This window comes from Aromatoleum aromaticum EbN1, assembly GCF_000025965.1.
GTDB lineage: Bacteria > Pseudomonadota > Gammaproteobacteria > Burkholderiales > Rhodocyclaceae > Aromatoleum > Aromatoleum aromaticum.
In genome coordinates this window covers 1283223-1305512 of the sequence record NC_006513.1, presented here as the reverse complement: position 1 = coordinate 1305512, position 22290 = coordinate 1283223, and the positions used below count along the sequence as shown (strand labels likewise).

The window sequence follows — 22290 nt, the reverse complement described above, 5'->3', positions numbered from 1 at the left end:
CATAACGAAGAACCGGAGGAGACATCAGATCATGACATTGAAGAAATTGACCGCTGTCGGCGCCGCAAGCGCCATCGCGGCATCACTCGCGCTGTATTCGGCCGGCGCCCTTGCCACCAAGGATTACCTGGTCACCGCAGCGCGACCCAACCTGGTGTTCGTCGCGGACGCCAAGGAACGCAAGGTCGTCGCGACGCACAAGATTCCGAACACATCGATGGGCAACAGCCCGATCACCCTCGTCCCGTCCAGGGACGGCAAGGTTGCCTATGTCATCCATAACCGCTGGGAAACGGTGTCCGGCATCGACCTCGAGTCCGGCAAGGAGATGTTCCGCGCCGAGTTGTCGGGAGGCGACATCCGCGGCAAGGCCCCCTATGCGATGGATCTGAGCCCGGACGGCAAGGAGCTCGCGGTCTTCGTGAACCCCACGCAGCTGCTCCCCGGCGAATACAAGGCGCTCGACCCGTACATCGCCGTCTATCGCACCGACGCCGGCACCGACGCGAAGCCGGTGCGGAAGTTGCCGACGCCGCGCCGGGTATCGACTCTCGCGTATTCCGGCAAGGGCGACACGCTGTACGCGTTCAGCTGGGACATGCTGAAGCTCGATCCGCAGACGGGGGCAGTCAAGGGCACCCACCCGTGGCGCAGTTGGCAGCGCCCCGATCGCGGTGAGCCCGACACGCTGGCGATCTGGCCGCAGTGGGAGCAGACGAACGTCTTCGCCACCCCCTTCTACGTCGCGAGCACCGACAAGCCGGCCGGCGATCCCGCAGCGCTGCGTGCCGGCATCTGGGCGCTCGACCTCGAAAATGACACGGTCACCTACAAGGAGTTCGAGAACGCGTCGGTCGTGCTGTTCTCGTCAGCCGTCAATCCGGTCCGGCGCAACGAGGTGTACACGGTCTATACGCAGCTGACGCGGACGGACATGAACACCGGCAAGATGGACCGGGTCGATCTCGATCACACCTACTACAACGTGAACGTGTCGAGCGACGGTTCCGAGCTTTACATCGGCGGGACGCAGGGCGACATCGCCGTCTATGACAGCAAATCGCTCAAGCGCATCGGCAACATCCGGACCCCGGGTGGCGGCGACCAGGTCCTGACCTCCCTGCGCATCGTTTCTCGTTGATCCGATATGAGCGCAGAAGCACTTCGGGTTGCCGGCGCGACGCCAACTTCCGGGCTGACCGCTCAGGGAGAGCGGGAGCGCCTCAGTGCGCTGTACCGTTGGCTATGGAAATTCATCCGTCCTGAACTGCCTGCGTTCGCGGCAGTGCTTCTGCTCTCATTGCTGGCCGTCGCGGCCGGTCTGGGCCAGCCTTACCTCACCAAGGCGCTGATCGACGACGGAATCCTCGCGCGTGACCGTGCGGGGGTCCTGGAGATTGGCGCATTGATGGTGGGGTTGGCGCTGACCGCTCTGGCCATTGGTTTCGGCTGTCGCCGCATTCACGTTGCGGCTTCGGCACGAATGCTGCACCGCATGCGCGAATCCCTGTTCGCGCATGTACTCAGCCTTTCGCCGATGTTCTTTTCGCGAACCCGCCAAGGCGATCTTCTCGCAAGACTCGAAGGTGATCTGGGCGAGGTGCAGCGCTTCGCCGTGGACGCCGTTCTCTCCGCGATCAACTCGACGCTCACACTGATCGGCACCGTGGCCTTGCTCGGCCTGCTCAGTCCCCGCCTTGCGCTGTTCCTCGCGGTGCTCATCGCAGTCAACAGCGTCGTGCTGTCATGGGTGAAGCCCCGCATCGAAAGCCTTTCGCTCAGAGCGCGTGACGCCGGGGTGGACGTGTCGAGCTTCCTGGTCGAAAAGCTCGCCGCGGTACGCTGCATCCAGACGCACATGGCCGAAGCGCGCGAGCTCGAACGGCTGCAAGGCCTGCACGACGAGGTGCGCGGCCGGATGCTTGCATTGCAGGTGTTCGGATATTTCGGCGGCGCGTTTCCGAATCTCGTGTTGTCACTGGCCGTGATCGGCATCTTCGTCGGCGGTAGCCTGGCGATGATAGGCGGAGACGCCTTGACGCTGGGGACCCTGGTTGCGTTCGCGACCTACGTTCAAAGGGCAAGCGCGCCCCTGCACGGGCTGATGGGTCTTTACCTGCAGTGGCAACGCGTGAAGGTGGGACTCGGCCGCGTCGAGGAAATACGCTGCCTGCGCCCGGCCGTTGCTGCAATGTCCGGGAACGCGGAGAAGCTGCCCGCCGGTGAGCTCGTCGTGCGTGACCTGGTGTTCTCCTATCCGGACTCGCAGCGCGAAGTGTTGTCGGGCTTGAACTTCACGATCCCGGCCGGCGCAAAGGTGTGGTTCCGTGGTGCGTCGGGCAGCGGGAAGTCCACATTCATCGACCTTTTGCACCGGCATTTCGATCCCGAATCCGGTTCGATCTCGATCGGGGGGATCGATCTTTGCGACGTCGATATTTCCGTGCTGCGTCGACATGTGGTCGTTGTCGCGCAGGAGCCGGTGCTCTTTGCCGGATCGATCGTGGAGAACATCCGTTATGCCTGCCCGGACGCCACACAGGAGGACATGGAGCGGGTGGCGCTCGCTGCGGGAGTCCTCGATTTCGTTCGACGCCTGCCCGATGGTCTCGACGCTCAAGTCGGCGCTCGAGGGGCGGCCTTGTCGGGCGGCGAGAAACAACGCGTCGCCCTTGCGCGCGCACTGCTGCTGAAGCCGGCAGTGCTCGTCATCGACGAGGGGACGTCTTCGCTCGACGCAGACCTCGAGCAGCGCTTTCTGCACGCAAGCGGCGCACTACTGCCGGGCGCAATGCGAATCGTGGTCAGCCATCGGGAACTGGCATGCGATGCGTTCGACCTCGTCATCGATTTCCAGACGGTGGGCTCATGCTGAAGCGCGTGCGCGTTGGCCTGATCGACAGCGGTGTCGGCGGTGCACCTGCGGCAGCGGTCGTGGCGACACGTGTGCTGACTGCTGCGGGCGACTCGATCGGGCACGGCGGCCAGATAGCGAGCTGCATTCTGCAGCACTGCAGTTCCGCAGAATTGGTGGTTGCGCAGGTCTTCGGGCGAACTCGCGAGGCGTCCATCGATGCAGTTGTCGAGGGCATGCACTGGCTCGTCGACCAAGGGGTGCAGATCATCAACATGAGTTTCGGGACGGCGAGCCCGAGCACCCGCCTCGCGAATGCCTGTCGCGCTGCGGCGCGAACCGGTGTCGTCCTGGTCGCTTCGGCTCCGGCTCGCGGAGGTGTCGCGTTTCCGGCCGCGCTGGAGGAGTGCCTCGCAGTGAGCGGCGACGCGCGCTGCGCGCCCGGGGAAGTGTCCTGGCTCGCGACCAGTTCCGCCGATTTCGGGACGCATCCGTTCTGCGATCCGCAGCGGCCTGATCGCGCGGGCGGCGCGAGCATGGCAGCCGGTCGGATGAGCGGTCTGCTCGCCGGGCTGTTGGAAGCAGGTTCCGAGGCCGACGATGTGCGGACCGAGTTGCAGCGCCGGGCAGCCTATGTCGGACCGGAGCGGCGCCATGCCTGAGCGCACGAGCTGGGTCGCCGTCATCCTGGCAGCCTTGGCGGGCGTGCTGTTTTCAGGGCTTGGCGATGTCGTGATCGGCCTCGCGGCCCTATCCGTGCTTGTCGCCGGTGCTTCGGCACGATACCGGCTGCGCCTGTGCCGGGTCGGCGCTGCGGCGCTTTGGGGGTCGATCCTGACACTTGCGGTGCTGATGCTCGCCGACCGCTTCGATGTCCGCTATGTATGGCTCTACAGCGGAGCCGAACTGCCGATTTTCCTGAAGCTCTCCAACCTGTGGGGAGGCGACGAGGGCACTACGCTGCTGCTGGCAGCCTTCGGTGCAAGCCTCGCTGCCCGTTCTTCGTCGGCCCCGCTGCGTTTTGACGTCACCGCGTTTCTTGCCGGGGCGCTCGCGCTCGCTGCGGCGACCTTGTCGCCGTTTGCAGCGACCCCGCCGGAGTGGCTGGAGCGAGCGGCTTACCAGGGCATGAATGCGCACCTGATGAAAGTGTGGATGCTTGCCCACGCTCCGTTGGTGCTGGCGGCCTATGCCTGGACACTGTCTCTCGCGTCGCCGGCGCTGGCAGCGCTTGCGGGAGACCTTGCACGCTGGCCCGACGACGCGTTGATACGTGCGCGCCGCGCTTGGGCACTGCTGACGGCCGGCATCGGATTCGGCATGGTGTGGGCGTTCGAGGATGCGATGTATGGCCAGGTGTGGCATTGGGATCCGGTGCAGACCGCCGTGTTCGCAGTCTGGTGTCTCCTCGGCGCCCACTTGCATGGTCTCTCCGGCTGGCGCGCGGGCCGCCCGATGTGGCGCTGGACGCCGCTCGCGGCCGCACTCGCGGCGGCGCTGACCTTGGTGGCGATGGGAGTCACGCGACACGATGCGCTCGCCAGTTCGCATCGCTACGTCGGCGCAACGTCGTCTTTCGTGTACTTCTCGCTCGCCGGCCTTCTCGTGCTGACGATCGGCGCAACCTGGGTGCGCGGATTGCGCCGTGCAGCGGCCGTCGGGTCGCAGTCGCCGCTCGGCCTGTCGACAGGGGCACTGCGTGCCACGCAGGTTGCGTTCGTCATCGTGGGAGTATTCGCGGCCGCACACCTTGCGTGGGCCTTCGCTGCAAGTGCGAAGGAGTTGCCGCGGCCGGACGAGCTGAGACCCTTTTTCTCGACGCTGACGAACTGGGCGCGCGGCTCCGAGTTGCCATACCTGCGCTCAGCCTTCGCCCAGTGGGATGTCGATGGCTATGCGCTGGCCCAGGCTTTGCTGTTTCCGCTCATCGTCGTCGGGCTTCTCGGCGGGTGGTTCTTCCTGCGGCGTGTGTCTGCCCGGCTCGCGTGGATGTCGTTGGCGCTCGCGTCCGTTGCCTGCGCCGGCATATGGTTCGAAGGCGGCGTGCTCGTCCGCGAATACTCCGGGAAGGGCGTTCTTTCGCAGCAGATCATCGCCGTTTTGCCGCGCATCGACGCCAGCCTTGCCGCAGGCGCGTATCTGGCTCTGGGCACCGCCGTCTGGAGTATCCGCACTGCGTGCAAGACCTCGGCGAAAGGCTATGTACTGTCGCTGGGCATGGTGCATCTTGGCGCAATGATGAGCCTGTGGGGCGCGCTGCTTTCGACCGCCCTCAATGGCTACTCGCAACACGTCATCGACGTCGCCGAAACCTGGCAGCGCGACCACCACGGCTATGCGTTTCGCGTGACGTCGCTTGCCGTCGATCATTCCGCCGACGGAGGACGGACGAACGGCGAGGCCGGTTTCCGGGCCCTTGCGCAGGTCGAGCTCCGGACCCCCTCGCACCAGGTGCTGAACGGGGAGACGCTGTATCGCGACGGGCGCCGCGCCGTCGAAGGCTACGCCGGGCCGGTGCGCCAGATCTGCGAGATCCTCGACTACCGCTACGCGCGCTATGCGAACACGCCGGGCTATGTCCTCGATCCATTCATCGATCGCGGCTGGGAGCGCGATGTCCAGCTCTGGGTCTCCCCTTCGGCCGCGGTGGCCGCGCTCGAAGGCGGGCCGCAGGCCTCGCAGGTGGTCGTGGTCCTGCGCGTATTCCCTTTCGCATCCCTTCTCTGGATGGGGCTCCTGCTGACCTCGGCGGGAGCTCTCTGGCTCGCGCTGCGCCGGCCCAAGGAGCATTCATGACTCCCGTGCTGATCCTGGGGGCCGGACCGTCTGCCTCCCTCCTCGCACTTTCGCTCGTGCGCCAAGGCCTGTCTGCGGTGCTGATCGGCCGGCCGCGCCAGCGATCCGCGACCGAAGGGCTGTCGCAACGCGTCGTCGAGGCCCTGAAGCAGTTCGGAGGCTCCAGCGCGTTGTCGCTCCTCGGGCCGCGCTGGTTGCGGGTCTCGGCGTGGAACGGCACCGAAACGGAGATGAATGGTGAGTTCGTGGTCGACCGGGTCGCCTTCGACAAGGCTCTGCTCGGCGATGTGCGTGCGGCCGGCGCAACAGTACGGGAGGGGCTGGTGCGCGGCGTCGAGCGCATGGGTGAGGGCGCGTGGCGCGTCCATTGGGAAGATTCGTGCGGTCGCGTGCGGAGCATCGACGCCTCCTTGATCGCGGAGTGCCGCGGCCGGACGGCGCCGAAGACGGCGCCGGACGAATGCGTCGAAGGCATCCTGGTATCGCTCGGACGGACGTTCGCCGGGGCGACGGTCCAGCCCCACACAACCTTCGTCGAGTCCTTCCCTCTGGGCTGGGCCTGGGGGGCGGTCGATAGTTCGGGACACGCGCACATCCAGACCGTCATCCTGCCCGAGGCGGTAAGCAGGCACGGCGGCGATCCGGAATCGACGCACACCGCTTGCCTCGACCACCTGTATCGGCTGAAACGGAGGTTCGGCTCGAAACTCGAGCCGGTCGGCCCTGTTCTGGCTCGTGGCATACAGCCGACGCTGCGCGGAGGCATCGCGACCGGCGACTTCCTGCGGGTCGGAGATTCCGCCTACAGCTGCGATCCACTATCCGGGCATGGGGTCTTCGAAGCGGCCTCGGGCGCGCTGGCCGCTGCACCGGTGATCAACACGCTGCTGAATCGTTCGGCAGCCGCGGCCCTGGCCACCCGGTACTTCAAAGGGCGGGCAAGAACGGTGTTTGCGTCTCGCGTCGAGGCGGCGCGCCTGCATTACCGCAGCGAAACCCGGTGGCCGGACGCGGCGTTCTGGCGGACCACGGGAGCGTCCGTTCAAGAATCCGCACGGACTCCTGTCTTCCGCGCACCGGCCTTTGTCATGTGCCCGGTGGTCGAGGATGGCTTCATCGTCGAGCGTCGCGCGGTCGTCAGTGAGGAGTATCCGCGGGGAGTGCGCTTTATCGACGGCGTCGACCTCGGGCGGCTCGACGACCTCGTTCGGGCCGTCCCATCGGTGGATCCGACGAATTTCTGCGGGCAACTGAACGCTCGTCCCGAGTCGGTTCGCCGCGCCCTGCAATGGCTGCAGGCGAGGCAGCTGGCTTCCTGCGCGGGATATTGAACCGACGCACTCACTTACCAAGGCAAGAGGAGCTACAAGAACGTGAAATCCATCAAGCGCAATGCAATGGGTATCCTGCTTACAGGTCTGCTCGCCACGTCGCTCGGTGCCCAGGCAGAGCAGACACCAGCCTCGCCCTACACGGTCAGCGCGAACGTCGGCCTTTTTTCGCAGTACGTCTTCCGGGGTATTTCCTACACGCAGGAAAAACCGGCCGTGCAGGGTGGTTTCGACCTCGCACACGAGAGCGGGCTGTATGCCGGTGTCTGGGGAACGAACGTGAGCGACACCGCGCTCAACAATGCAGTAGGCGAGATCGACGTATACGGCGGATATGCGAAAGCGATCGGGGATTTCACCTTCGATGTCGGCCTTCTGCAGTTCATCTTCCCGGGCGGCGAGATCAATGGCACGAACGAGAAGTACAACACTCTCGAAGCCTACGCCGGCGTGACGTGGAAATTCGTGAACCTGAAGTACTCGCGAGCGTTGACCGACTACTTCGGCTTCAACGACAAATCCTTCAGCCTGGGGCGGGGCGACTCCGACGGATCCCATTACATCGAAGGCAACCTCGCCTACGAGTTCCTGCCGGGCTGGACGGCGCTCGCGCACGTCGGCCGCCAGCATGTGCGCAACTATGGCGATTACAGCTTCACCGACTGGAAAGCGGGTGTCACCAGGGACTTCGACGGAGGCTGGCAAATCGGCCTCGCCTGGATAGACACCGACGCCGACACCGAGCTCTACACGCTGTGTGATGGCAACCGCAGGTGCGAAGACACCGGCGCGAGCAAGTGGCTCGTTCATCTGAAGCGTACATTCTGACTGGAACCCCGCATCCCGTTTCCTCCCTGGCTCCGTCGATGCGCAGTCAATGCGCGATCGCCATTGCTGCGACGGTACGAAACGGAATTCTCAAGCCGCCGCCGGCACGCGCGTGCCAGTGCGGCCCCTGGCTGTTGAGCGGCTTCCGGGCGGCGAACCGGAGCATTTTCAGGAGCCGGCTGAGGCGAAAAACCTCGCTGCAGGGCGAAGGGCGGGAGCGGTTTTTGCAACGCTCACCTCGGACCGGCTCCGAGCCCCTTCGTAACCTGCGCAGGGTGGACCGGTCGGATCAAGAACCTTGACAGAGGAGAGTGCCATGAACCCGATCTATCGCAAGTCGCTGATAGCCAGCGCGATTGCCGTATTCGTCGCCTCGCCCGTATGGGCGGAAGGGGATAAAACTTACAAATCCTCCGAATCGGACACGTCGCAGCAGATGAACCAGTCGAGCACGACAGGTACGGCAGCCGGGACCGGAAGTACCGCCGCGGCCAGCCAGCTTCAAAACATGACGCCGCGTGAGCTGGAAGGCAAGGATGTTGTCAGCCAGACCGGCAAAGAGATCGGCTCCGTGAAGGAAGTGGTGCGCAGCCGTGACGAGCGGAACATCCAGGTAGTGATCTCTGCCGGCGGCGTGATGGGGATGGGCGACAAGGAAGTCGCGGTGCCGCTCGATCAACTGAGTTATCGGGACGGGAAGCTGCACATCAGCGCCACCGAGGATGAGCTGAAGGCGCGGCCCGAATACGAGTCTGAGCAGTATGTCGAGCTCGAACCGACAGATCGCCCGATCAGCGAGTTTTCCGCGTTCGAAACGGACGAGTCGAAGTCCCGCAGCGTGACACCGTCCTCGCCGACGACCACCACGCCGGGCGCCAGCGATACCATGCGCAGCCCGTCGACTCCGGATGCGACTCGTGGACAGGACTCCGCTCCGACCGATCGGGAGACGATTCGTTAAGCGCAGGCAACGAGATCCGGGCTCAGGCAGCCGGTGCAGATCGACGCCGGCTTGCTCTCGAATCCGAGCCATGACTTTCGCGAACGGCGGCCCGGGCTTTTCCCCGGCCGCCGTTTTTGCGCAGCAGCTGCCGAGGGCATGTGGGAGGCGGGGAGCCACAAGGCAGATTTTTCACTTCAGCTGTGCGTTTTTCCGGGCGGTCGACAGGGCAACACAGCTTCCGATCGCCGCGTAGCGACTCCTGTCCCCGTACACCTCCGCGAACTCCAGACCGTCAGGACTGAACGTTCAACACTGAACGCTTGACGTTCAGAACTGAACGTTCGCGTCATCTGTGCACTATCGTGCATTTTCTGGTTTTACGAAGCAATATATTGCTAATCAACGGCTTGTACGTTCTGGCATGTATCTGGCTGTAAGAAACCCGGCAGCTTCGCCTTTCAAGTGACGAACGGAACAAGAAGAGATCAGCATGAGAGCATTCCAATCGCGGTCCCGGGCATTTGCGCTGCTCATCGCCTGTGCGCTTCTGGTCGCAGGCGGATGTGCGAGTGTGCCGCGCAACCCGGAGGATCCGCTCGAGCGTTACAACCAGGCGGTGTTCAGCTTCAACGAGCGGGTCGACAAGGCGGTGGCAAGGCCGCTCGCGACCGTCTATGACACGTTCGCGCCTCGCCCGGTGCAGACCGGCGTGGGCAATTTCTTCGGCAATCTCGGCGATATCTGGATCGGTTTCAACAACCTTCTCCAGGGCAAGGTCGGTGCCGGCTTGTCCGACTGGGCACGTTTCCTCGTGAACTCGACGTTCGGGATTTTCGGACTGCTGGACGTCGCGTCCGAGCTGGAATTGCAGAAGAACGATGAGGATTTCGGCCAGACGCTCGCCGTATGGGGAGTGGGCGAAGGGCCGTATTTCGTCGTGCCGTTTTTCGGCCCGAGCACATTGCGCGACGCGGCGGCGCTGCCGCTCGACGGCGCAAGCGACCCGGTGTGGCGGATGGCCCACGTTCCGACGCGCAACTCGCTGGCCGGCCTGCGCATTGCCGACAAGCGCGCGCGCCTGCTCGGATTCGAGAAGACGCTCGACGAAGGCACGCTGGATAAATACACCTTTACCCGCAATTTCCATCTGCAGCAGCGCCGCGCCAAGGTGCACGACGGCAACCCGCCGATGGAATACGAGGATTTCGAACCCGACGAGGAGGCATTGCTCGTGCCTGCCGCGACGCAACCCGCAAGTGACGAGCGCTCGGCTGCCGGGCGTCTCTGATTGACCCGCATGTCCAGAGCGATTTTGCTCCCGGACCTGCTCACGATGAGGTGATCAACATGAAATCGACTTTCTTTGCCCTACTGTATATCTCGGTTCTCTCGTTCCTGCCGAGCGGTGTGTCGGCAGGTGGGCCCGCTCCCGACCAACTGATCGACAAACTCTCGGGCGAGGTGCTGGAAATCCTCCACACCAACGACTCGCTGCGCGCGGGCGAAACGACGCAGGTCGTGGGACTCGTCGAACAAGTGGTACTGCCGCACTTCAACTTTCGGCGAATGACGATGCTGGCAGTGGGGCGCGACTGGCGCGATGCGTCGCCCGAGCAGCAGAAGCGGCTGATGGACGCGTTCTACAACATGCTGGTGCGGACCTATTCGAATGCGCTGACGCAGTATCGCGACCAGACCGTCCAGGTTCGCCCGGTGCGCATGAATCCGTCGGACAAGATCGTCAAGGTCCAGACCGAGATCCGCCAGCCGGGCGGTCAGCCGGTGACCGTCGACTACGTCCTCGAGCAGCGCGCCGACGGATGGAAGATTTTCGACATCGTCGTCACCGGGGTCAGTCTCGTGACGAATTATCGCGGGACGTTCTCGCAGCAGATACGCCTCGGCGGGATCGATGGCCTGATCCGCTCGCTCGAGGCCAAGGGCCAGGAGTTCGCGCCAGGGCCGGGGCAGTCGTGACAGCAGCTCGGGCCCGGAACGCCGAGCAGTTCCCGATGGGCGGCGGCAGTGAGGAGACATCGGCATCCCCGGGCCCGTGCATTGCTACCAGTTCGACAGGCGACGTTCCCGTCGCCCCTGTACATGGAGAAAATCATGGAACAGAAGAACCAGCGTGGTCAGAACCAGAGCGAGCAGCAACAGCAGGACATCCAGAAGCAGCAGCCCGGTCAGGGCCAAGGCGGTCAGGGCGGTCAGGGCGGCCAAAGGCAACAGGAGCAAAGCCAGGGTACGCAGAAGCAGCCCGGTCAGGGCCAAGGCGGTCAGGGCGGTCAAAGGCAGCAGGAGCAAAGCCAGGGTACGCAGAAGCAGCCCGGTCAGGGTCAAGGCGGTCAGGGTGGCCAAAGGCAGGAAGAGCAAAGCCAGGGCACCCACAGGCAGCCCGGTCAGGGACAGGGTGGTTCTAGTCGCGGCAACACCTGAACGCGACAGCAGTACCTGCAGCTGCCGCCGGACCGGTTTCGCCGGTCCGGCGGCAGCGCCGCGTCGGCGAACTTGATGTGCGTCCCCGACGCGATGCAGGCGAAAGTGCGGAAGTCCGATCCGGCACAGCGAAGCTGCGAATTCAACGCGGAATAATTCAACGCGGAATTCGAAGCGAACGTCTCAGGGAGCGAAGGTCAGGACGGCTCCGCGGGAAGCAGCAGTTTGCGCACCACCGGGTGTTCGACCTTGCGGTGCGCGAGGATTGCATAGAAATGTTCGACGACCTCGGGACAGCGCCCGAGCAGCGTGAGTCCGCGCGCCCGGGGCAAGTCGTCGAACGACCATTCGGGGGCTGCGAAAGCACCCAGGCCGCTTTCGCCGAACGTGGCGAGGAGCGCGCTGTCCTCGAATTCCCCGACAATCCGCGGGCGGATTCCATGCCGCGCGAGCCAGTCGTCGAGTCGCGCCCGGACCGCGGAGTGTGTCGTCGGCAGCAGCAGCGGCAAATGCGCAAGGCAGGCCGGAAAATCGCCTTCGCGACCGTCGAGCAGCGTCGCGGGGGCATACCACGCGAGCGAAGCTTTTCCGAGGCGATGGCTGAACACCCTGAGGTTCGGATTCGTCGGCGCGGGGCGGTCGGCGAGCACGACGTCGAGTCGGTGGCGCGCGAGGTCGGCCAGCAGGTCGTCGAAGCTGCTTTCGTGGCACAGCAGCCGCAGGCCGGGAGTCTGTACCGCCGGCTGCAGCAGGTGCCGCACGGCGAGCTTGGGCAGGCTGTCCGCGATGCCGACGTTGAGCCGCACGCCCGGTTCCGCAGCCGCTTCCCGCACCGCCGCCGGCAGCGCTTCGGCGAGCTGGAAAATCTGCTCGGCGTAACGCACGGCGGTCGTGCCGGCTTCGGTCAGCTCGATGCCGCGGCCCGCCGAGCGGAAAAGGGTATGGCCGAGCGAATGCTCGAGCTCTCTCACTTGCGTGCTGACGGTCTGGATGGCCATGTCGAGGCGCTCCGCAGCGCGCGCGATCCCGCCTTCCTTCGAAGCGACCCAGAAATAGTAGAGATGGCGAAAGTTGATGGGATACATTGTTGACTTCCTTTTTTACGAAGTAAAACTACGTCAAATTAAGCTTCAAAGGAAGTTCGATGTGAACTATCGTTGCCCGGTCATCACCCAACAGGAGGATTGAGATGGAAGTGCAAGTCCAATCCGGCCGCGCTGCCGGCATGCGGTTCAGGAACGCGATCGAGGCTCGTCTGCGCTTTGCGCTGCGCCGCCTGTCATGGCTCGTTCCCCATGCGACGGTGCGCCTGTCCGATCTGGAGCGGGACGCCGGAAGCCCGGACAAGCGCTGCGAGGTCAGGCTGAAAGTGGTCGGCACGCAGGATGTCGTGGTCAGCGCGATCGCGCGCGACTGGCTGCAGTCGATCGACGAGGCGTTGAAAAGCGCGGCGCGACGGCTCGAGCGGCAATACCGGCGCACGTACGCTGCGTGACGGGTGACCGATATGCCGTGAAGGCGGATTGCGCCCTGCAGTTTTCCCGAATTCAAGCCACAGGAGTTCCTGCTACATGAAGCGCATTTTCCTCACCTTTTTCGCCCTCGTGCTGAGCATGGGCCTGGCGCTGCCCGACGCGGAGGCTAAACGTCTCGGCAGCGGGAAATCGTTCGGCACCCAGCGGGATGCGACGGCGCAGCCTCCGACCGCGCCGATGGCGCGTAGCGCCGACACGGCTCCGAATGCCGCTGCCGCGACGGGGCAGGCTGCGAAAAAGAACAGCTGGATGGGTCCGCTGGCCGGCCTTGCCGCAGGCCTCGGTCTCGCGGCGCTCGCTTCGCACCTGGGCATGGGCGAAGGACTTGCGAACATCCTGATGATCGCGTTGCTGGCGATGGCCGCCTTCGCCGTCTTCCGCTTCGTGATGCGCAAACGCTCGACAGCGCCGGCGATGCAGTACGCCGGAGCCGGGGCGGGCGGCGGCACGGTCGCGATGCAGGCCCAGGCTTCGGCACCCGCTGCGGCACCCGCTGCGGCTGCGCCTTCCAGTGCCGGCATGCTTCCGGCAGGATTCGATGCGGAGGCCTTCGTGCGCCAGGCGAAGCTCAACTTCGTGCGCTTGCAGGCGGCGAACGACGCGCGCAACCTCGACGACCTGCGTGAGTTCGTCACGCCGGAAATGTTCGCGGAACTGCAAATGCAGATCCAGGAACGCGGCGACGTTGTCCAGCGTACCGAAGTGGTCGATCTGCAGGCGGAGGTCGTCGGCTATGCCGAGGAGGCGCAGCGTCACCTCGTCAGCGTGCGTTTTCACGGCCTGATCCGCGAAGAAACAGGGGCGGCGCCGGTCGAGTTCGACGAGCGGTGGCATCTCGCGAAAGCCCGCGACGGCAGCCGCGGCTGGATTGTCGCCGGCATTCAACAGTCGCATTGACGCGACTCGGGCAGGCAAAGCTCCCTTTGCAGGTCCGGCAACCCGAAACTGTTCAAGCCTTGCGTTTGCGCGACGCGAAAGGACGGCGCCACTGACCGGGGCGCTTGTCCGGTCGCTTGTCGTCGTCCGCGGTCTTGGGTTTCGGCACCAGCATGTTCTTGCCTGCGCCCTGGCCGGCGCTGCGGTGCGCGAGGATCGCTTGCGCCAGTTGCTCCTCGGTGAGCACGATCGGAGTGTGTTTCTCGGCGGGCTCGTACGCCGAGAGCTTTTCCCGCACGCTGAAGATGCGTTCCGCCGTCTCGGCTTTCCTCGGCTGGCCGGCCACGATCTTCTGCCCGTCCGGCGTCAGAGTGAAGCGGCCGTCCACCTCATCGATCAGGCCGTGTGTCGAGAGGCGGTGAAAAGCGTCGCCCAGTTTCGTTTCGGAAGGAATCGAGTCCTGGATCAGCTCGGCTGCGGCCATGACTTCGGCGAGTTCGGCCGGCCGTCGTTTCGAAGACAGGGCCAGGGCGAGCAGGAGAAGCGCATCAACATCGTGGACGGGGTGCATCGAATAACCTTTGAAAAACTGCCCGGCGCAGCGCGCCGAACGTGTACAGGGAGCGAACAGGCCGGCAGTGAGATGGGCGGGGCCGTTTCGGAGGATGGGAGTGTAAGGGCTTGCGCGGCAATGCCAAGCCCGGTTCGCGATTTGGCGACGATCCTCGTCATGACGAGGGGTTCCGGGGCAGCGCCGCACCACCGTGAAAGCCGCCAGCGTCTTCAGGCCTCGTCCTTCGGGTTCAGCACGGTCTGATTGACGATCACGCGCGCGTCGACGATCGCATACCCGTCCTCGTAGAGGATCACCGGGTTGAGATCGAGCTCGGCGAGCTGCGGATACGCGGCGACGATGCTCGACACTTTCAGCAGCAGGTCGACCAGCGCTTCCTTGTCGACGGCCGCTTCGCCGCGCGCGCCCTGGAGAATCCTGCGCGCCCTGATCTGCTCGACCATCGACCGGGCGGCATAACGCGACAGCGGAATCGCGCGGAAAGCGACGTCTTCGAGGATCTCGACGAATATGCCGCCGAGGCCGAACATCAGCACCGGGCCGAAGATCGGGTCGCGGCTGACGCCGATGATGACTTCGATGCCCTTGCGCGCCATCGGCGTGATCAGCACGCCCTTGATGTCGGCAGCGGGCTTGTACGCATGGCAGGAGCCGATGATCTGGTCGAAGGCTTCGCGCAATGCCGCCCTGCCATGCAGGTTCAGCTTGACGCCGCCGGCGTCGGACTTGTGCAGGATGTCCTTCGACACGACTTTCATCACGAGCGGACGGTCGCCGAAGCGGGCGGCGACCTCGTCGAGTTCATCGACATTGCGGACCAGCGCTTCGGCGGGCACGTCGACGCCGTGCGCCCGCAACAGCGTCTTGGCTTCGAATTCGAACAGGTTGCGGGCCTCCGCCTGGGCGGCGGCGAAAATCGCCAGTGTCGCGTCGTTCGGCATCATTGCCGGCAGCGGCGCCTGGTTCGCGGCATCCTGGAGATACACGCCGCGCTCGCCGAGCGCCGCGAGGACGCGCACCGCGTATTCGATCGACGTGTACACCGGCAGTCCGGCTTCGTGCAGGCGGCGCAGCGCCGGGGGCTTGACCGGCGCGTAAAGGCTATACACGACGACCGGCTTGTCGATCCGGCGCGCGAGCTCGATCATCGACTCGGCGCCGCGCATTTCGCCACCGAGCAGATCCTCGGCGAAACGGATATGGTAGCCCCCGAACATGCCGACGAGGAACACCGCGTCGACGTTGTCGTCGTCGGCGACGATCGCCAGGCAGTCGGCAAGCAGCGCAGGGTTGGCGTCGCTGCTGCCGGCCACATCCACTGGGTTCACCGGCGAAGCCTGCGGCAGCAGGATCGCGCCGAGGCGCTTTTTTGTCGCCTCACCCAGTTCTGCAAGTTCCAGCCCCGCTTCGATAATGCGGTCGGAGGCGATCGTCGCCTGGCCGCCGCCGTCCGAGACCACCGCCACGCGCTTGCCCGGCGCGTGCTGCAACAGGCCCAGCCCTTCGGCGACCGGCAGGATCTCGTTGGAATGCTGCACGACGCTGACGCCGACCTGCCGCAGCAGGTCGACTGTCATCGCGTAGCTGCCGGCGAGCGCGCCGGTATGGGAGCTCGCCGCCTTCTTGCCCTGCTCGGTCGCGCCGGATTTGTACACGACGACCGGCTTGACGGCAGTGATCTCGCGCGCGTTATGCAGGAAGCGCTGGCCGTCGCGGAAGCCTTCGACATAGAACGTTGCGACCCGGGTATCGGGATCCTCGCCGAGGTAGCGCAGATAGTCGTTGAAGCCGATGTCGGTCTGGTTGCCCGGGCCGACATAGGTGCTGAAGCCGACATGGCCGTTGTGCTCGGCTTCCAGCACCAGCGACAGCAGCATGTTGCCGGACTGCGAGATGAAGCCGATGTTGCCCGGCTTGACGTTCGCCAGCGCCAGCAGATTGACTTTCTTGTGCAGGTTGAACATGCCCGAAGTGTTGGGCCCGATGAGGCGCACGCCGCCTTCGCGCGCCGCGGCCAGCACCTGCTGTTCGAGCCGCGCGCCGGCCGGCCCGGTTTCGCGGAAACCACTCGCGAGGATGGCCGCGCCCTTGACGCCTTTCCGGCCGCAATCGGCGACGAGGCCCGGCACCGTCGCGGCCGGCGTGCAGATCAGCGCGAGGTCGACGGGGCCGGGGATGTCGTCGAGCGTCGCGTAGGTCCTGACGCCGAGCACATTGTCCACTTTCGGGTTGATCGGGTAGATCGCGCCCGGGTAGCCATCCTTGATCAGTCCGACCATCGCCTTGTAGCCGCGCTTGGTGGGGTCGGTCGAGGCGCCGATGATCGCGATCGAGCCGGGGGCGAGGAAATCGTGCAGCGGGCTGGTTCTGGGCAACGGCGGGGCGAGCTCCATGTCATTCTCCCCGGAAAACCGGCGCGCGCTTTTCGGCGAAGGCGTCCACGCCCTCCTGCCAGTCGCGCGTCGTGCCGACGAACATCATGCCTTCGAGCTCGGCAGTCAGCGCGGCATCGAGCGTGCGCTCGGCCGCCATGTTCAGCTGCTCCTTCGCGAGCTGCATCGAGAACGGCGCCTTGGCCGCGATCCGGCGCGCGAAATCGCGCGCGGCGTCGAGGAAACCTTCGTCGGGCAGCGCGCGGTTCGCGAGCCCGATGCGCACCGCTTCGGCGCCGCCGATGCGCTCGCCGAGGAATACCAGCTCGCGCGCTTTCGCCAGCCCGACGAGGCGCGGCAGCAGGTAGGTGACGCCGCCACCGAGGAAGTTGCCGATCGAGATTTCCGGCAAGCCGATCTGCGCGCTTTCGGCCATCAGCACGAAGTCCGAAGCGATCGCCATTTCGGCTCCGGCGCCGAGCGCGAAGCCATTGACCGCAGCGATCACCGGCTTGCCGAGCTGCAACAGCCGCTTGCACACTTTCTGCTCGCCCTGCAGGTACTGGCGGCGCTCGAACGGCGTGCGGCCCGCCTTGTGTTCCTTGAGGTCGGCACCGACGCAGAACGCGCGGCCTTCGCCGGTGAGCAGCACGACGCGCGCATCGGGGTCAGCTTCGGCGCGGCTCAGCGCCGCGTTCAGTTCGTCATACAGCTGCGCGGTTACGGCGTTGAGCCGGTGCGGGCGGTTCAGCCGGATCTCGGCAATGCCGTCCGTCATGTCGTACAGGATCGTCTCGTAATTCATGCTTGTCCCTGGGGCAGGTTGGGGCTCGAACGGGGGATTGAGCGCGGTGCGGCGCCGGCGCTACGACTATTATCGGCCGTTGCCGACGCGCGCCAAAACGGAACTCGACGGCGATCTGCGCTTTTTCGGCCGGCCCGCGCTCGGCTCGAACGTCGCGGGCAGCGAGATGCGCGACAGTGCGGGACACGCCCCCGCGCCTGATCAGCCCCTGCGGCAAGCTGCCCTTCAATGCGCCGGCGTCCTGATTCACTCCGGCAGCGCGAGGTCCGCGATCACCGCGGCGAGGAACCGGGCTGCTTCGCCGCCGGTCACGACGCGATGGTCGAACGTGAGGCTCAGCGGCAGCACGCGGCGCACGGCCGGCGCGCCGTCGATCGCGAGCACCTGCTGGTGCACGCGGCCGGCGCCGAGGATCGCCACCGTCGGCGGCATGACGATCGGTGCGGCGTACTTGCCGGCGATCATGCCGAAATTCGACAGCGTGATCGTGTTGCCGCGCAGTTCGTCGGCCGGGATCTTGCGCGCGATGACATCGGCGCGCATCCGGTCGAGGCCGCGGCGCAGGTCGTTCGCGTCGCGGTTCGCGACGTCGCGCAACACCGGCACGAACAGTCCTTCGGCGAGGTCGATCGCGATGCCGACGTCGATCTTCTCGAGCACGCGGCGTCCCATCGTGTGGCTCTCGTACCACGCGTTGAGCGCCGGCTCGGCCCGGCAGCCCGCAACCAGCGCGCGCACGAGCCGGATCGTGACGTCGCTGTCCGGCAGCCACGCGTCGATGTCGGCGTCATCGACGACCGTCGCCCCCGCCACTTCGCTTTGCGCGAGCGCCATGTTGCGAGCCATCGCGCGCCGCACGCCGCGCAGGACCTCCGGCGGCCCGACGTCGGCGAGGATCTTCGCGACCCGCTGCACGTCGGCCGTCGTGATCAGGCCGTCCGGGCCGGACGGTGTGACCATCTCGAGCTCGACGTTGAGCTGGCGGGCAAGCGCGCGCACCGCGGGCGTCGCCTTGATCGCCGCTGCGCCGCCGCCGACGGCTGCCGGAGCTTCCGGCGCGAGCTGATGGCCGACCTGCACTTCACCGACGACGGTGCCGGTGTCGCTGTCTTCGGCGGTGCCGGCAAAGCCGACCAGCGGCGCGCCGACATGCACGATCTGCCCCGGCTGCCCGAACAGCTTCTCGATGTGGCCCGAATGCGGCGAAGGGATCTCGACGATCGCCTTGGCCGTCTCCACCGACAGCAGCGGCCGGTCCGCCTCGATCTCGTCGCCGGCCGCGACGTGCCATTCGACGATCTCCGCTTCCTGCAGGCCTTCGCCCAGGTCGGGCAGTTTGAAGATCTTCATGCGCCCTCCAGCGTCTTGTGGACTGCCGCGACGATGCGTTCGACGCTCGGCAGGTACTGGTATTCGAGACGTGCCAGCGGCACCACCGTATCGTATCCGGTGACGCGCCTCACCGGCGCGAGCAAGGTGTAGAGGCCTTCTTCAGCGAGATTGGCTGCAATTTCGGCACCGAAGCCGGCCGTGCGCGCGGCTTCGTGGACGATCACGCAGCGCCCGGTGCGGCCAACAGATTCGAGTATCGTCCCCATGTCGAGCGGCTTGAGCGTCGCCACGTCGATGACTTCGGCCATGATTCCCTGCTGCGCCAGCGCGTCGGCTGCGGCCTGCGTTTCGTGCACCATCGCGCCCCAGCTGACCAGCGTCACGTCGCTGCCCGAGCGCAGCGTGAAGCACACGTCGAGCGGCAGCGCCTCGCCGTCGTCGGCGACTTCCTGCTTGAACAGACGGTACAGCCGCGTCGGTTCGAGAAAAATCACCGGATCGGGGTCGCGTATCGCTGCCAGCAGCAGGCCGTAGGCGCGCGACGGCGATGACGGGATCACGACGCGCAGCCCCGGCACGTGCGCAAACAACGCTTCCGTGCTTTCGGAGTGGTGTTCGGGGGCGTGAATGCCTGCTCCGGAAGGCGAGCGCAGCACGAGCGGGCACGACATCCTGCTGCGCGTGCGATGGCGCAGGCGCGACGCATGGTTGATGATGTGGTCGAACGTCGGGTAGATGAAACCCGCGAACTGGATTTCCGCCACCGGCTTCAGCCCCATCGCTGCCATGCCGACCGCGGTGCCGGCGATCGCGGTTTCGGCCAGCGGCGTGTCGACGACGCGCGCCGCGCCGAAGCGCTGCTGCAGTCCGGCGGTGGCGCGGAAGACGCCGCCGTTGACGCCGATGTCTTCCCCGAGCAGCACGACTGCCGGGTCCCGCGCCAGTTCGTGCGCCAGTGCGTGGTTGATCGCTTCGATCAGATTGAGCTCAGTCATGGCCGCCTCCCTCGTGCGGTGCGAACCGCAGTGCCATGTCGCGCTGTTCCTGCAGCGCCGCCGGCAGCGTGCGGTACAGGTGATCGAACATGGCTTCGGGCGTAGGCGGCGGCGTCGCGAGATACCTCTCGACTGCCGCATTGACCGCTTCGCCGCATTCCCGGACGAGTTGTTCTTCGTGCTGCGGGTCCCACGCGTTCAGCCGCACGAGGTGGTTGCGCAGGCGCACCACCGGTTCGAACGTCCAGTTCTCCTGCACGACCGCCGGATCGCGGTAACGGCTCGCGTCATCGGCAGTGGTGTGGTCGCCGAGGCGGTAGCTGAGCGCCTCGATCAGGCTCGGGCCGCCGCCGCTGCGCGCTTTCTCGATCGCCTGCCGCGCGGCGTGGTGGACGGCGACGATGTCGTTGCCGTCCACCTGGCAGCCTTCGATCCCGGCCGCGATCGCTTTTTGCGCCAGCGTCTGAGCGGCGCTCTGCATGCTGCGCGGCACGGAGATCGCCCACTGGTTGTTGTTGACGACCACGACCAGGGGGGCTTTCCACACTGCGCCGAAATTCAGCGCTTCGTAGAAGTCGCCTTTCGACGTGCCGCCGTCGCCGATAAAGCACACCGCGACGCGCGCTTCCTGGCGCAACTGGAATGCATACGCTGCACCGGCCGCGTGGCAGACCTGCGTCGCGATCGGCACGCAGATCGGAAAATCGTCGCGCGGCCCGGCGAAATCGCTGCCGCGCTCGTCGCCGCCCCAGTAGAGCAGGCTTTCGGCCATCGTGACGCCGCGCAGCAGCTGCGCCGGGTGGTCTCGATACGACGGCACGAGCACGTCCTCGGCGCGCATCGCGGCTGCGACGCCGACCCCGATCGCCTCCTGCCCGAGCGCCGACGCGAACGTGCCGAGCTTGCCGGTGCGCTGCAGCGCGATCGCCTTGGTGTCGAAAGTGCGCGTCAGGACCATCGCGCGGTACAGGGGAATCAGTTTTTCCGGATCGAGCGCGAAATCCGGCAAAGGCTGGGTCGCTTCGCCCCGGGGATCGAGGAAGCGCGTGTAGTCGACCTGGAACCGACCGATGGTGGTCATCGCAAGCTCCTTGTTTCCTGTCAGTCTAGACCACTGTACGGGGGATGCAGACTGACTGACACTCCAACTGCATCGGAATATTCCGGCTCCCGCCGCGGATCGGTATCTGTTTGAGCGGTGGAAACGGCAATGACACGTCGCTGCGGTATCCGGTTTATGGACACCGTGGTCCATCCCGCCGTTCCCGAATGCGCGGGGTCACGCTCCGCCCCGCCTGTCCGGGAGATGACCGGAAGGTGAAGCAAAAGTAATGCTCTAGTCATCTTGTGGTCAGTGGCGTCCGCCTAGCATGTGTCCAGGGTCGCTCGAACGCGAGCGCCTGATTCGAACAGGGCGTTACCCGTCCGGTTCGAGCCGAAATAACGCAATTCACAAGGAGTAAATCATGCTGATGAAAATCGCCGCTGCCGCCGCGTCCGTGCTGATCGCCACTTCGGCTTTCGCCGCCGACAAGGTCAATGTCGCCAAGTCCTACGAACTGAAGGACGGCTCCACGGTGTATGTGTTCAAGGACGGCAAGATGGCCATGGAAAACAAGGCCGGCCTGGTTGTCTCGATGAAGGAGGGCCATGCGATGGAGACGAAGGATGGCCAGAAGATCATGATGAAGGGCAACGAGGTCTGGCGCCTCGACGATGTGCTGAATCACGATCGTCGCGGCAACTGAAGGGGACGCAGCGCTCGCGACACGTGTCGTGCTCGCCGCTATGCTCGCCCCGGGGAGGGCCGGTCGGCTCGGCCGAAATCCGCTTCACTGCACTTCATCTCGACCATGCGCCGCAATACCGGCTCCTCGTCGAGGAAGAGACGGACGGCCACGGGGTCGAACTGCCTGACCGACATGCGCAGGATCTCGGCCTTGGCGACATCGAACGACAGTCCCTTCCGGTAGGGGCGGTCCGAGGTCATCGCGTCGAGCGCGTCGATCACGGCAAACAGCCTCGCCCCCAACGGGATGGCCTCGCCACGCAAACCACGCGGATAACCTGTGCCGTCGAAGCGTTCCTCGTGGCAGCGCACGATTTCCGCCGCTTCCTCCATGCCTGCGAGGCGACTGACAAGGTGATGGCCGTCATCGGGATGGCGGCGCATCACGGTCCATTCGTCGTCGTCGAGCGGTCCGTTCTTCAACAAGATACGGTCCGGGACGCCGATCTTCCCGAGGTCGTGAAGCAGCGCGCCCCAGTAGATTTGGGCGAGGCGTCGCTCGTCGTGCGGAAAGAAGCGTTTCGCCAGGACGACCGTGTGGCAGGCGACGCGCCGTGAGTGGAGACCGGTCTCATGTTCGCGCAGATCGAGCGCCTCGGCGAGCGCTTCGGCGAAGCCGGCATTCAGGTCGCTGCAAGTCGAACGCTCCGCCGCGAGCGGTTCGAGAAAACAGCGCTCGCAGAGTGCATCGCCCGTTCCCGGCCGGTCCCGCGACGCGATGAGTGCGCCGCAGCAACTGCATGTTGCCGCTGAAGTGGTCGAAGTGCGTGAATCGTTCAAGGCCGCAATCTCCTTCGATGGCCGTGCGATCGAAACCCCGT

General features: G+C 65.5%; 21 protein-coding genes. 12 read left to right on the top strand and 9 right to left on the bottom strand.

What is annotated here, in order from left to right; translation table 11 throughout:
* The first annotated feature begins 31 nt into the window (after window positions 1–31).
* The 9 genes from peaD to EBN1_RS06155 all read left to right on the top strand — a co-directional run bounded on the left by peaD (window position 32) and on the right by EBN1_RS06155 (window position 10729).
* Window positions 32–1141, top strand: coding sequence for a quinohemoprotein amine dehydrogenase subunit beta (gene peaD / locus EBN1_RS06195; protein ID WP_011237073.1), 1110 nt, complete (start codon window positions 32–34; stop codon window positions 1139–1141).
* Window positions 1142–1147: 6 nt separating this feature from the next.
* Complete coding sequence (locus EBN1_RS06190) at window positions 1148–2875, top strand: ABC transporter ATP-binding protein (protein WP_011237072.1); 1728 nt, start codon at window positions 1148–1150, stop codon at window positions 2873–2875.
* Window positions 2869–3516 (top strand): subtilisin-like serine protease QhpE, encoded by a 648-nt coding sequence (qhpE, locus tag EBN1_RS06185; RefSeq protein ID WP_041645904.1) that lies wholly within the window; start codon window positions 2869–2871, stop codon window positions 3514–3516. Before EBN1_RS06190 ends, qhpE begins: the two co-directional genes overlap by 7 nt.
* On the top strand, window positions 3509–5650 hold the full coding sequence (gene ccsA, locus EBN1_RS06180) for a cytochrome c biogenesis protein CcsA (RefSeq protein ID WP_011237070.1): 2142 nt from the start codon (window positions 3509–3511) through the stop codon (window positions 5648–5650). The genes qhpE and ccsA overlap by 8 nt, the downstream gene beginning before the upstream one ends.
* Window positions 5647–6981 carry a flavin-dependent monooxygenase QhpG gene (qhpG, locus tag EBN1_RS06175; RefSeq protein ID WP_011237069.1) on the top strand — a complete coding sequence of 445 codons (1335 nt, stop codon included), beginning with the start codon at window positions 5647–5649 and terminating at the stop codon, window positions 6979–6981. The genes ccsA and qhpG overlap by 4 nt, the downstream gene beginning before the upstream one ends.
* A gap of 42 nt (window positions 6982–7023) precedes the next feature.
* The gene (locus tag EBN1_RS06170) at window positions 7024–7809 is read left to right on the top strand and encodes a TorF family putative porin (RefSeq protein WP_011237068.1); all 786 of its coding nucleotides are present in this window, start codon (window positions 7024–7026) and stop codon (window positions 7807–7809) included.
* A 316-nt stretch (window positions 7810–8125) separates the two neighbouring features.
* Window positions 8126–8770, top strand: coding sequence for a PRC-barrel domain-containing protein (locus EBN1_RS06165; protein WP_011237066.1), 645 nt, complete (start codon window positions 8126–8128; stop codon window positions 8768–8770).
* A gap of 472 nt (window positions 8771–9242) precedes the next feature.
* Window positions 9243–10040: an MlaA family lipoprotein gene (locus EBN1_RS06160; protein ID WP_011237064.1), complete on the top strand. Its 798-nt coding sequence runs from the start codon at window positions 9243–9245 to the stop codon at window positions 10038–10040.
* Between the two features lie 59 nt (window positions 10041–10099).
* On the top strand, window positions 10100–10729 hold the full coding sequence (locus tag EBN1_RS06155) for an MlaC/ttg2D family ABC transporter substrate-binding protein (RefSeq protein ID WP_011237063.1): 630 nt from the start codon (window positions 10100–10102) through the stop codon (window positions 10727–10729).
* Window positions 10730–10813: 84 nt separating this feature from the next.
* Here the strand turns inward: EBN1_RS06155 and EBN1_RS06150 are convergent, their stop codons facing one another.
* Both EBN1_RS06150 and EBN1_RS06145 read right to left on the bottom strand, forming a co-directional pair.
* Window positions 10814–11143, bottom strand: coding sequence for a hypothetical protein (locus EBN1_RS06150; RefSeq protein WP_041645901.1), 330 nt, complete (start codon window positions 11141–11143; stop codon window positions 10814–10816).
* Window positions 11144–11388: 245 nt separating this feature from the next.
* On the bottom strand, window positions 11389–12276 hold the full coding sequence (locus EBN1_RS06145; protein WP_011237061.1) for a LysR family transcriptional regulator: 888 nt from the start codon (window positions 12274–12276) through the stop codon (window positions 11389–11391).
* Window positions 12277–12380: 104 nt separating this feature from the next.
* On the opposite strand from EBN1_RS06145, the gene EBN1_RS06140 reads away from it, so the two are divergent.
* Window positions 12381–12686, top strand: a complete 306-nt coding sequence (locus EBN1_RS06140) for an HPF/RaiA family ribosome-associated protein (protein ID WP_041645899.1) — start codon at window positions 12381–12383, stop codon at window positions 12684–12686.
* Between the two features lie 76 nt (window positions 12687–12762).
* Window positions 12763–13623 carry a Tim44 domain-containing protein gene (locus tag EBN1_RS06135; RefSeq protein WP_041645898.1) on the top strand — a complete coding sequence of 287 codons (861 nt, stop codon included), beginning with the start codon at window positions 12763–12765 and terminating at the stop codon, window positions 13621–13623.
* Between the two features lie 52 nt (window positions 13624–13675).
* Here EBN1_RS06135 and EBN1_RS06130 read toward each other — a convergent pair whose 3' ends face one another.
* The 6 genes from EBN1_RS06130 to pdhA all read right to left on the bottom strand — a co-directional run bounded on the left by EBN1_RS06130 (window position 13676) and on the right by pdhA (window position 20761).
* Window positions 13676–14173: a hypothetical protein gene (locus EBN1_RS06130; protein ID WP_011237058.1), complete on the bottom strand. Its 498-nt coding sequence runs from the start codon at window positions 14171–14173 to the stop codon at window positions 13676–13678.
* 212 nt (window positions 14174–14385) lie between these two features.
* The gene (locus EBN1_RS06125; protein WP_011237057.1) at window positions 14386–16569 is read right to left on the bottom strand and encodes an acetate--CoA ligase family protein; all 2184 of its coding nucleotides are present in this window, start codon (window positions 16567–16569) and stop codon (window positions 14386–14388) included.
* Window position 16570: 1 nt separating this feature from the next.
* Complete coding sequence (locus tag EBN1_RS06120; RefSeq protein WP_011237056.1) at window positions 16571–17353, bottom strand: enoyl-CoA hydratase/isomerase family protein; 783 nt, start codon at window positions 17351–17353, stop codon at window positions 16571–16573.
* Between the two features lie 246 nt (window positions 17354–17599).
* Entirely contained in the window at window positions 17600–18703 is a 1104-nt protein-coding gene (locus EBN1_RS06115; protein ID WP_011237055.1) for a dihydrolipoamide acetyltransferase family protein, read from the bottom strand.
* Window positions 18700–19680: an alpha-ketoacid dehydrogenase subunit beta gene (locus EBN1_RS06110; RefSeq protein ID WP_011237054.1), complete on the bottom strand. Its 981-nt coding sequence runs from the start codon at window positions 19678–19680 to the stop codon at window positions 18700–18702. Before EBN1_RS06110 ends, EBN1_RS06115 begins: the two co-directional genes overlap by 4 nt.
* The gene (gene pdhA, locus EBN1_RS06105; RefSeq protein WP_011237053.1) at window positions 19673–20761 is read right to left on the bottom strand and encodes a pyruvate dehydrogenase (acetyl-transferring) E1 component subunit alpha; all 1089 of its coding nucleotides are present in this window, start codon (window positions 20759–20761) and stop codon (window positions 19673–19675) included. Before pdhA ends, EBN1_RS06110 begins: the two co-directional genes overlap by 8 nt.
* 385 nt (window positions 20762–21146) lie before the next feature.
* Here pdhA and copK point away from each other — a divergent pair, with 385 nt between their 5' ends.
* Window positions 21147–21428 carry a periplasmic Cu(I)/Cu(II)-binding protein CopK gene (gene copK, locus EBN1_RS06100; RefSeq protein ID WP_041645896.1) on the top strand — a complete coding sequence of 94 codons (282 nt, stop codon included), beginning with the start codon at window positions 21147–21149 and terminating at the stop codon, window positions 21426–21428.
* A gap of 38 nt (window positions 21429–21466) precedes the next feature.
* Here copK and EBN1_RS06095 read toward each other — a convergent pair whose 3' ends face one another.
* Window positions 21467–22249 (bottom strand): HD-GYP domain-containing protein, encoded by a 783-nt coding sequence (locus EBN1_RS06095; protein WP_011237051.1) that lies wholly within the window; start codon window positions 22247–22249, stop codon window positions 21467–21469.
* Between the last annotated feature and the right edge of the window lie 41 nt (window positions 22250–22290).

Bases quoted from the DNA above. Each gene is read 5' to 3' on its own strand.
- peaD (WP_011237073.1), top strand. From the start codon at position 32: ATGACATTGAAGAAATTGACCGCTGTCGGCGCCGCAAGCGCCATCGCG.
- EBN1_RS06190 (WP_011237072.1), top strand. From the start codon at position 1,148: ATGAGCGCAGAAGCACTTCGGGTTGCCGGCGCGACGCCAACTTCCGGG.
- qhpE (WP_041645904.1), top strand. From the start codon at position 2,869: ATGCTGAAGCGCGTGCGCGTTGGCCTGATCGACAGCGGTGTCGGCGGT.
- ccsA (WP_011237070.1), top strand. From the start codon at position 3,509: ATGCCTGAGCGCACGAGCTGGGTCGCCGTCATCCTGGCAGCCTTGGCG.
- qhpG (WP_011237069.1), top strand. From the start codon at position 5,647: ATGACTCCCGTGCTGATCCTGGGGGCCGGACCGTCTGCCTCCCTCCTC.
- EBN1_RS06165 (WP_011237066.1), top strand. From the start codon at position 8,126: ATGAACCCGATCTATCGCAAGTCGCTGATAGCCAGCGCGATTGCCGTA.
- EBN1_RS06160 (WP_011237064.1), top strand. From the start codon at position 9,243: ATGAGAGCATTCCAATCGCGGTCCCGGGCATTTGCGCTGCTCATCGCC.
- EBN1_RS06155 (WP_011237063.1), top strand. From the start codon at position 10,100: ATGAAATCGACTTTCTTTGCCCTACTGTATATCTCGGTTCTCTCGTTC.
- EBN1_RS06145 (WP_011237061.1), bottom strand. From the start codon at position 12,276: ATGTATCCCATCAACTTTCGCCATCTCTACTATTTCTGGGTCGCTTCG.
- EBN1_RS06140 (WP_041645899.1), top strand. From the start codon at position 12,381: ATGGAAGTGCAAGTCCAATCCGGCCGCGCTGCCGGCATGCGGTTCAGG.
- EBN1_RS06135 (WP_041645898.1), top strand. From the start codon at position 12,763: ATGAAGCGCATTTTCCTCACCTTTTTCGCCCTCGTGCTGAGCATGGGC.
- EBN1_RS06130 (WP_011237058.1), bottom strand. From the start codon at position 14,173: ATGCACCCCGTCCACGATGTTGATGCGCTTCTCCTGCTCGCCCTGGCC.
- EBN1_RS06125 (WP_011237057.1), bottom strand. From the start codon at position 16,569: ATGGAGCTCGCCCCGCCGTTGCCCAGAACCAGCCCGCTGCACGATTTC.
- EBN1_RS06120 (WP_011237056.1), bottom strand. From the start codon at position 17,353: ATGAATTACGAGACGATCCTGTACGACATGACGGACGGCATTGCCGAG.
- EBN1_RS06115 (WP_011237055.1), bottom strand. From the start codon at position 18,703: ATGAAGATCTTCAAACTGCCCGACCTGGGCGAAGGCCTGCAGGAAGCG.
- EBN1_RS06110 (WP_011237054.1), bottom strand. From the start codon at position 19,680: ATGACTGAGCTCAATCTGATCGAAGCGATCAACCACGCACTGGCGCAC.
- pdhA (WP_011237053.1), bottom strand. From the start codon at position 20,761: ATGACCACCATCGGTCGGTTCCAGGTCGACTACACGCGCTTCCTCGAT.
- copK (WP_041645896.1), top strand. From the start codon at position 21,147: ATGCTGATGAAAATCGCCGCTGCCGCCGCGTCCGTGCTGATCGCCACT.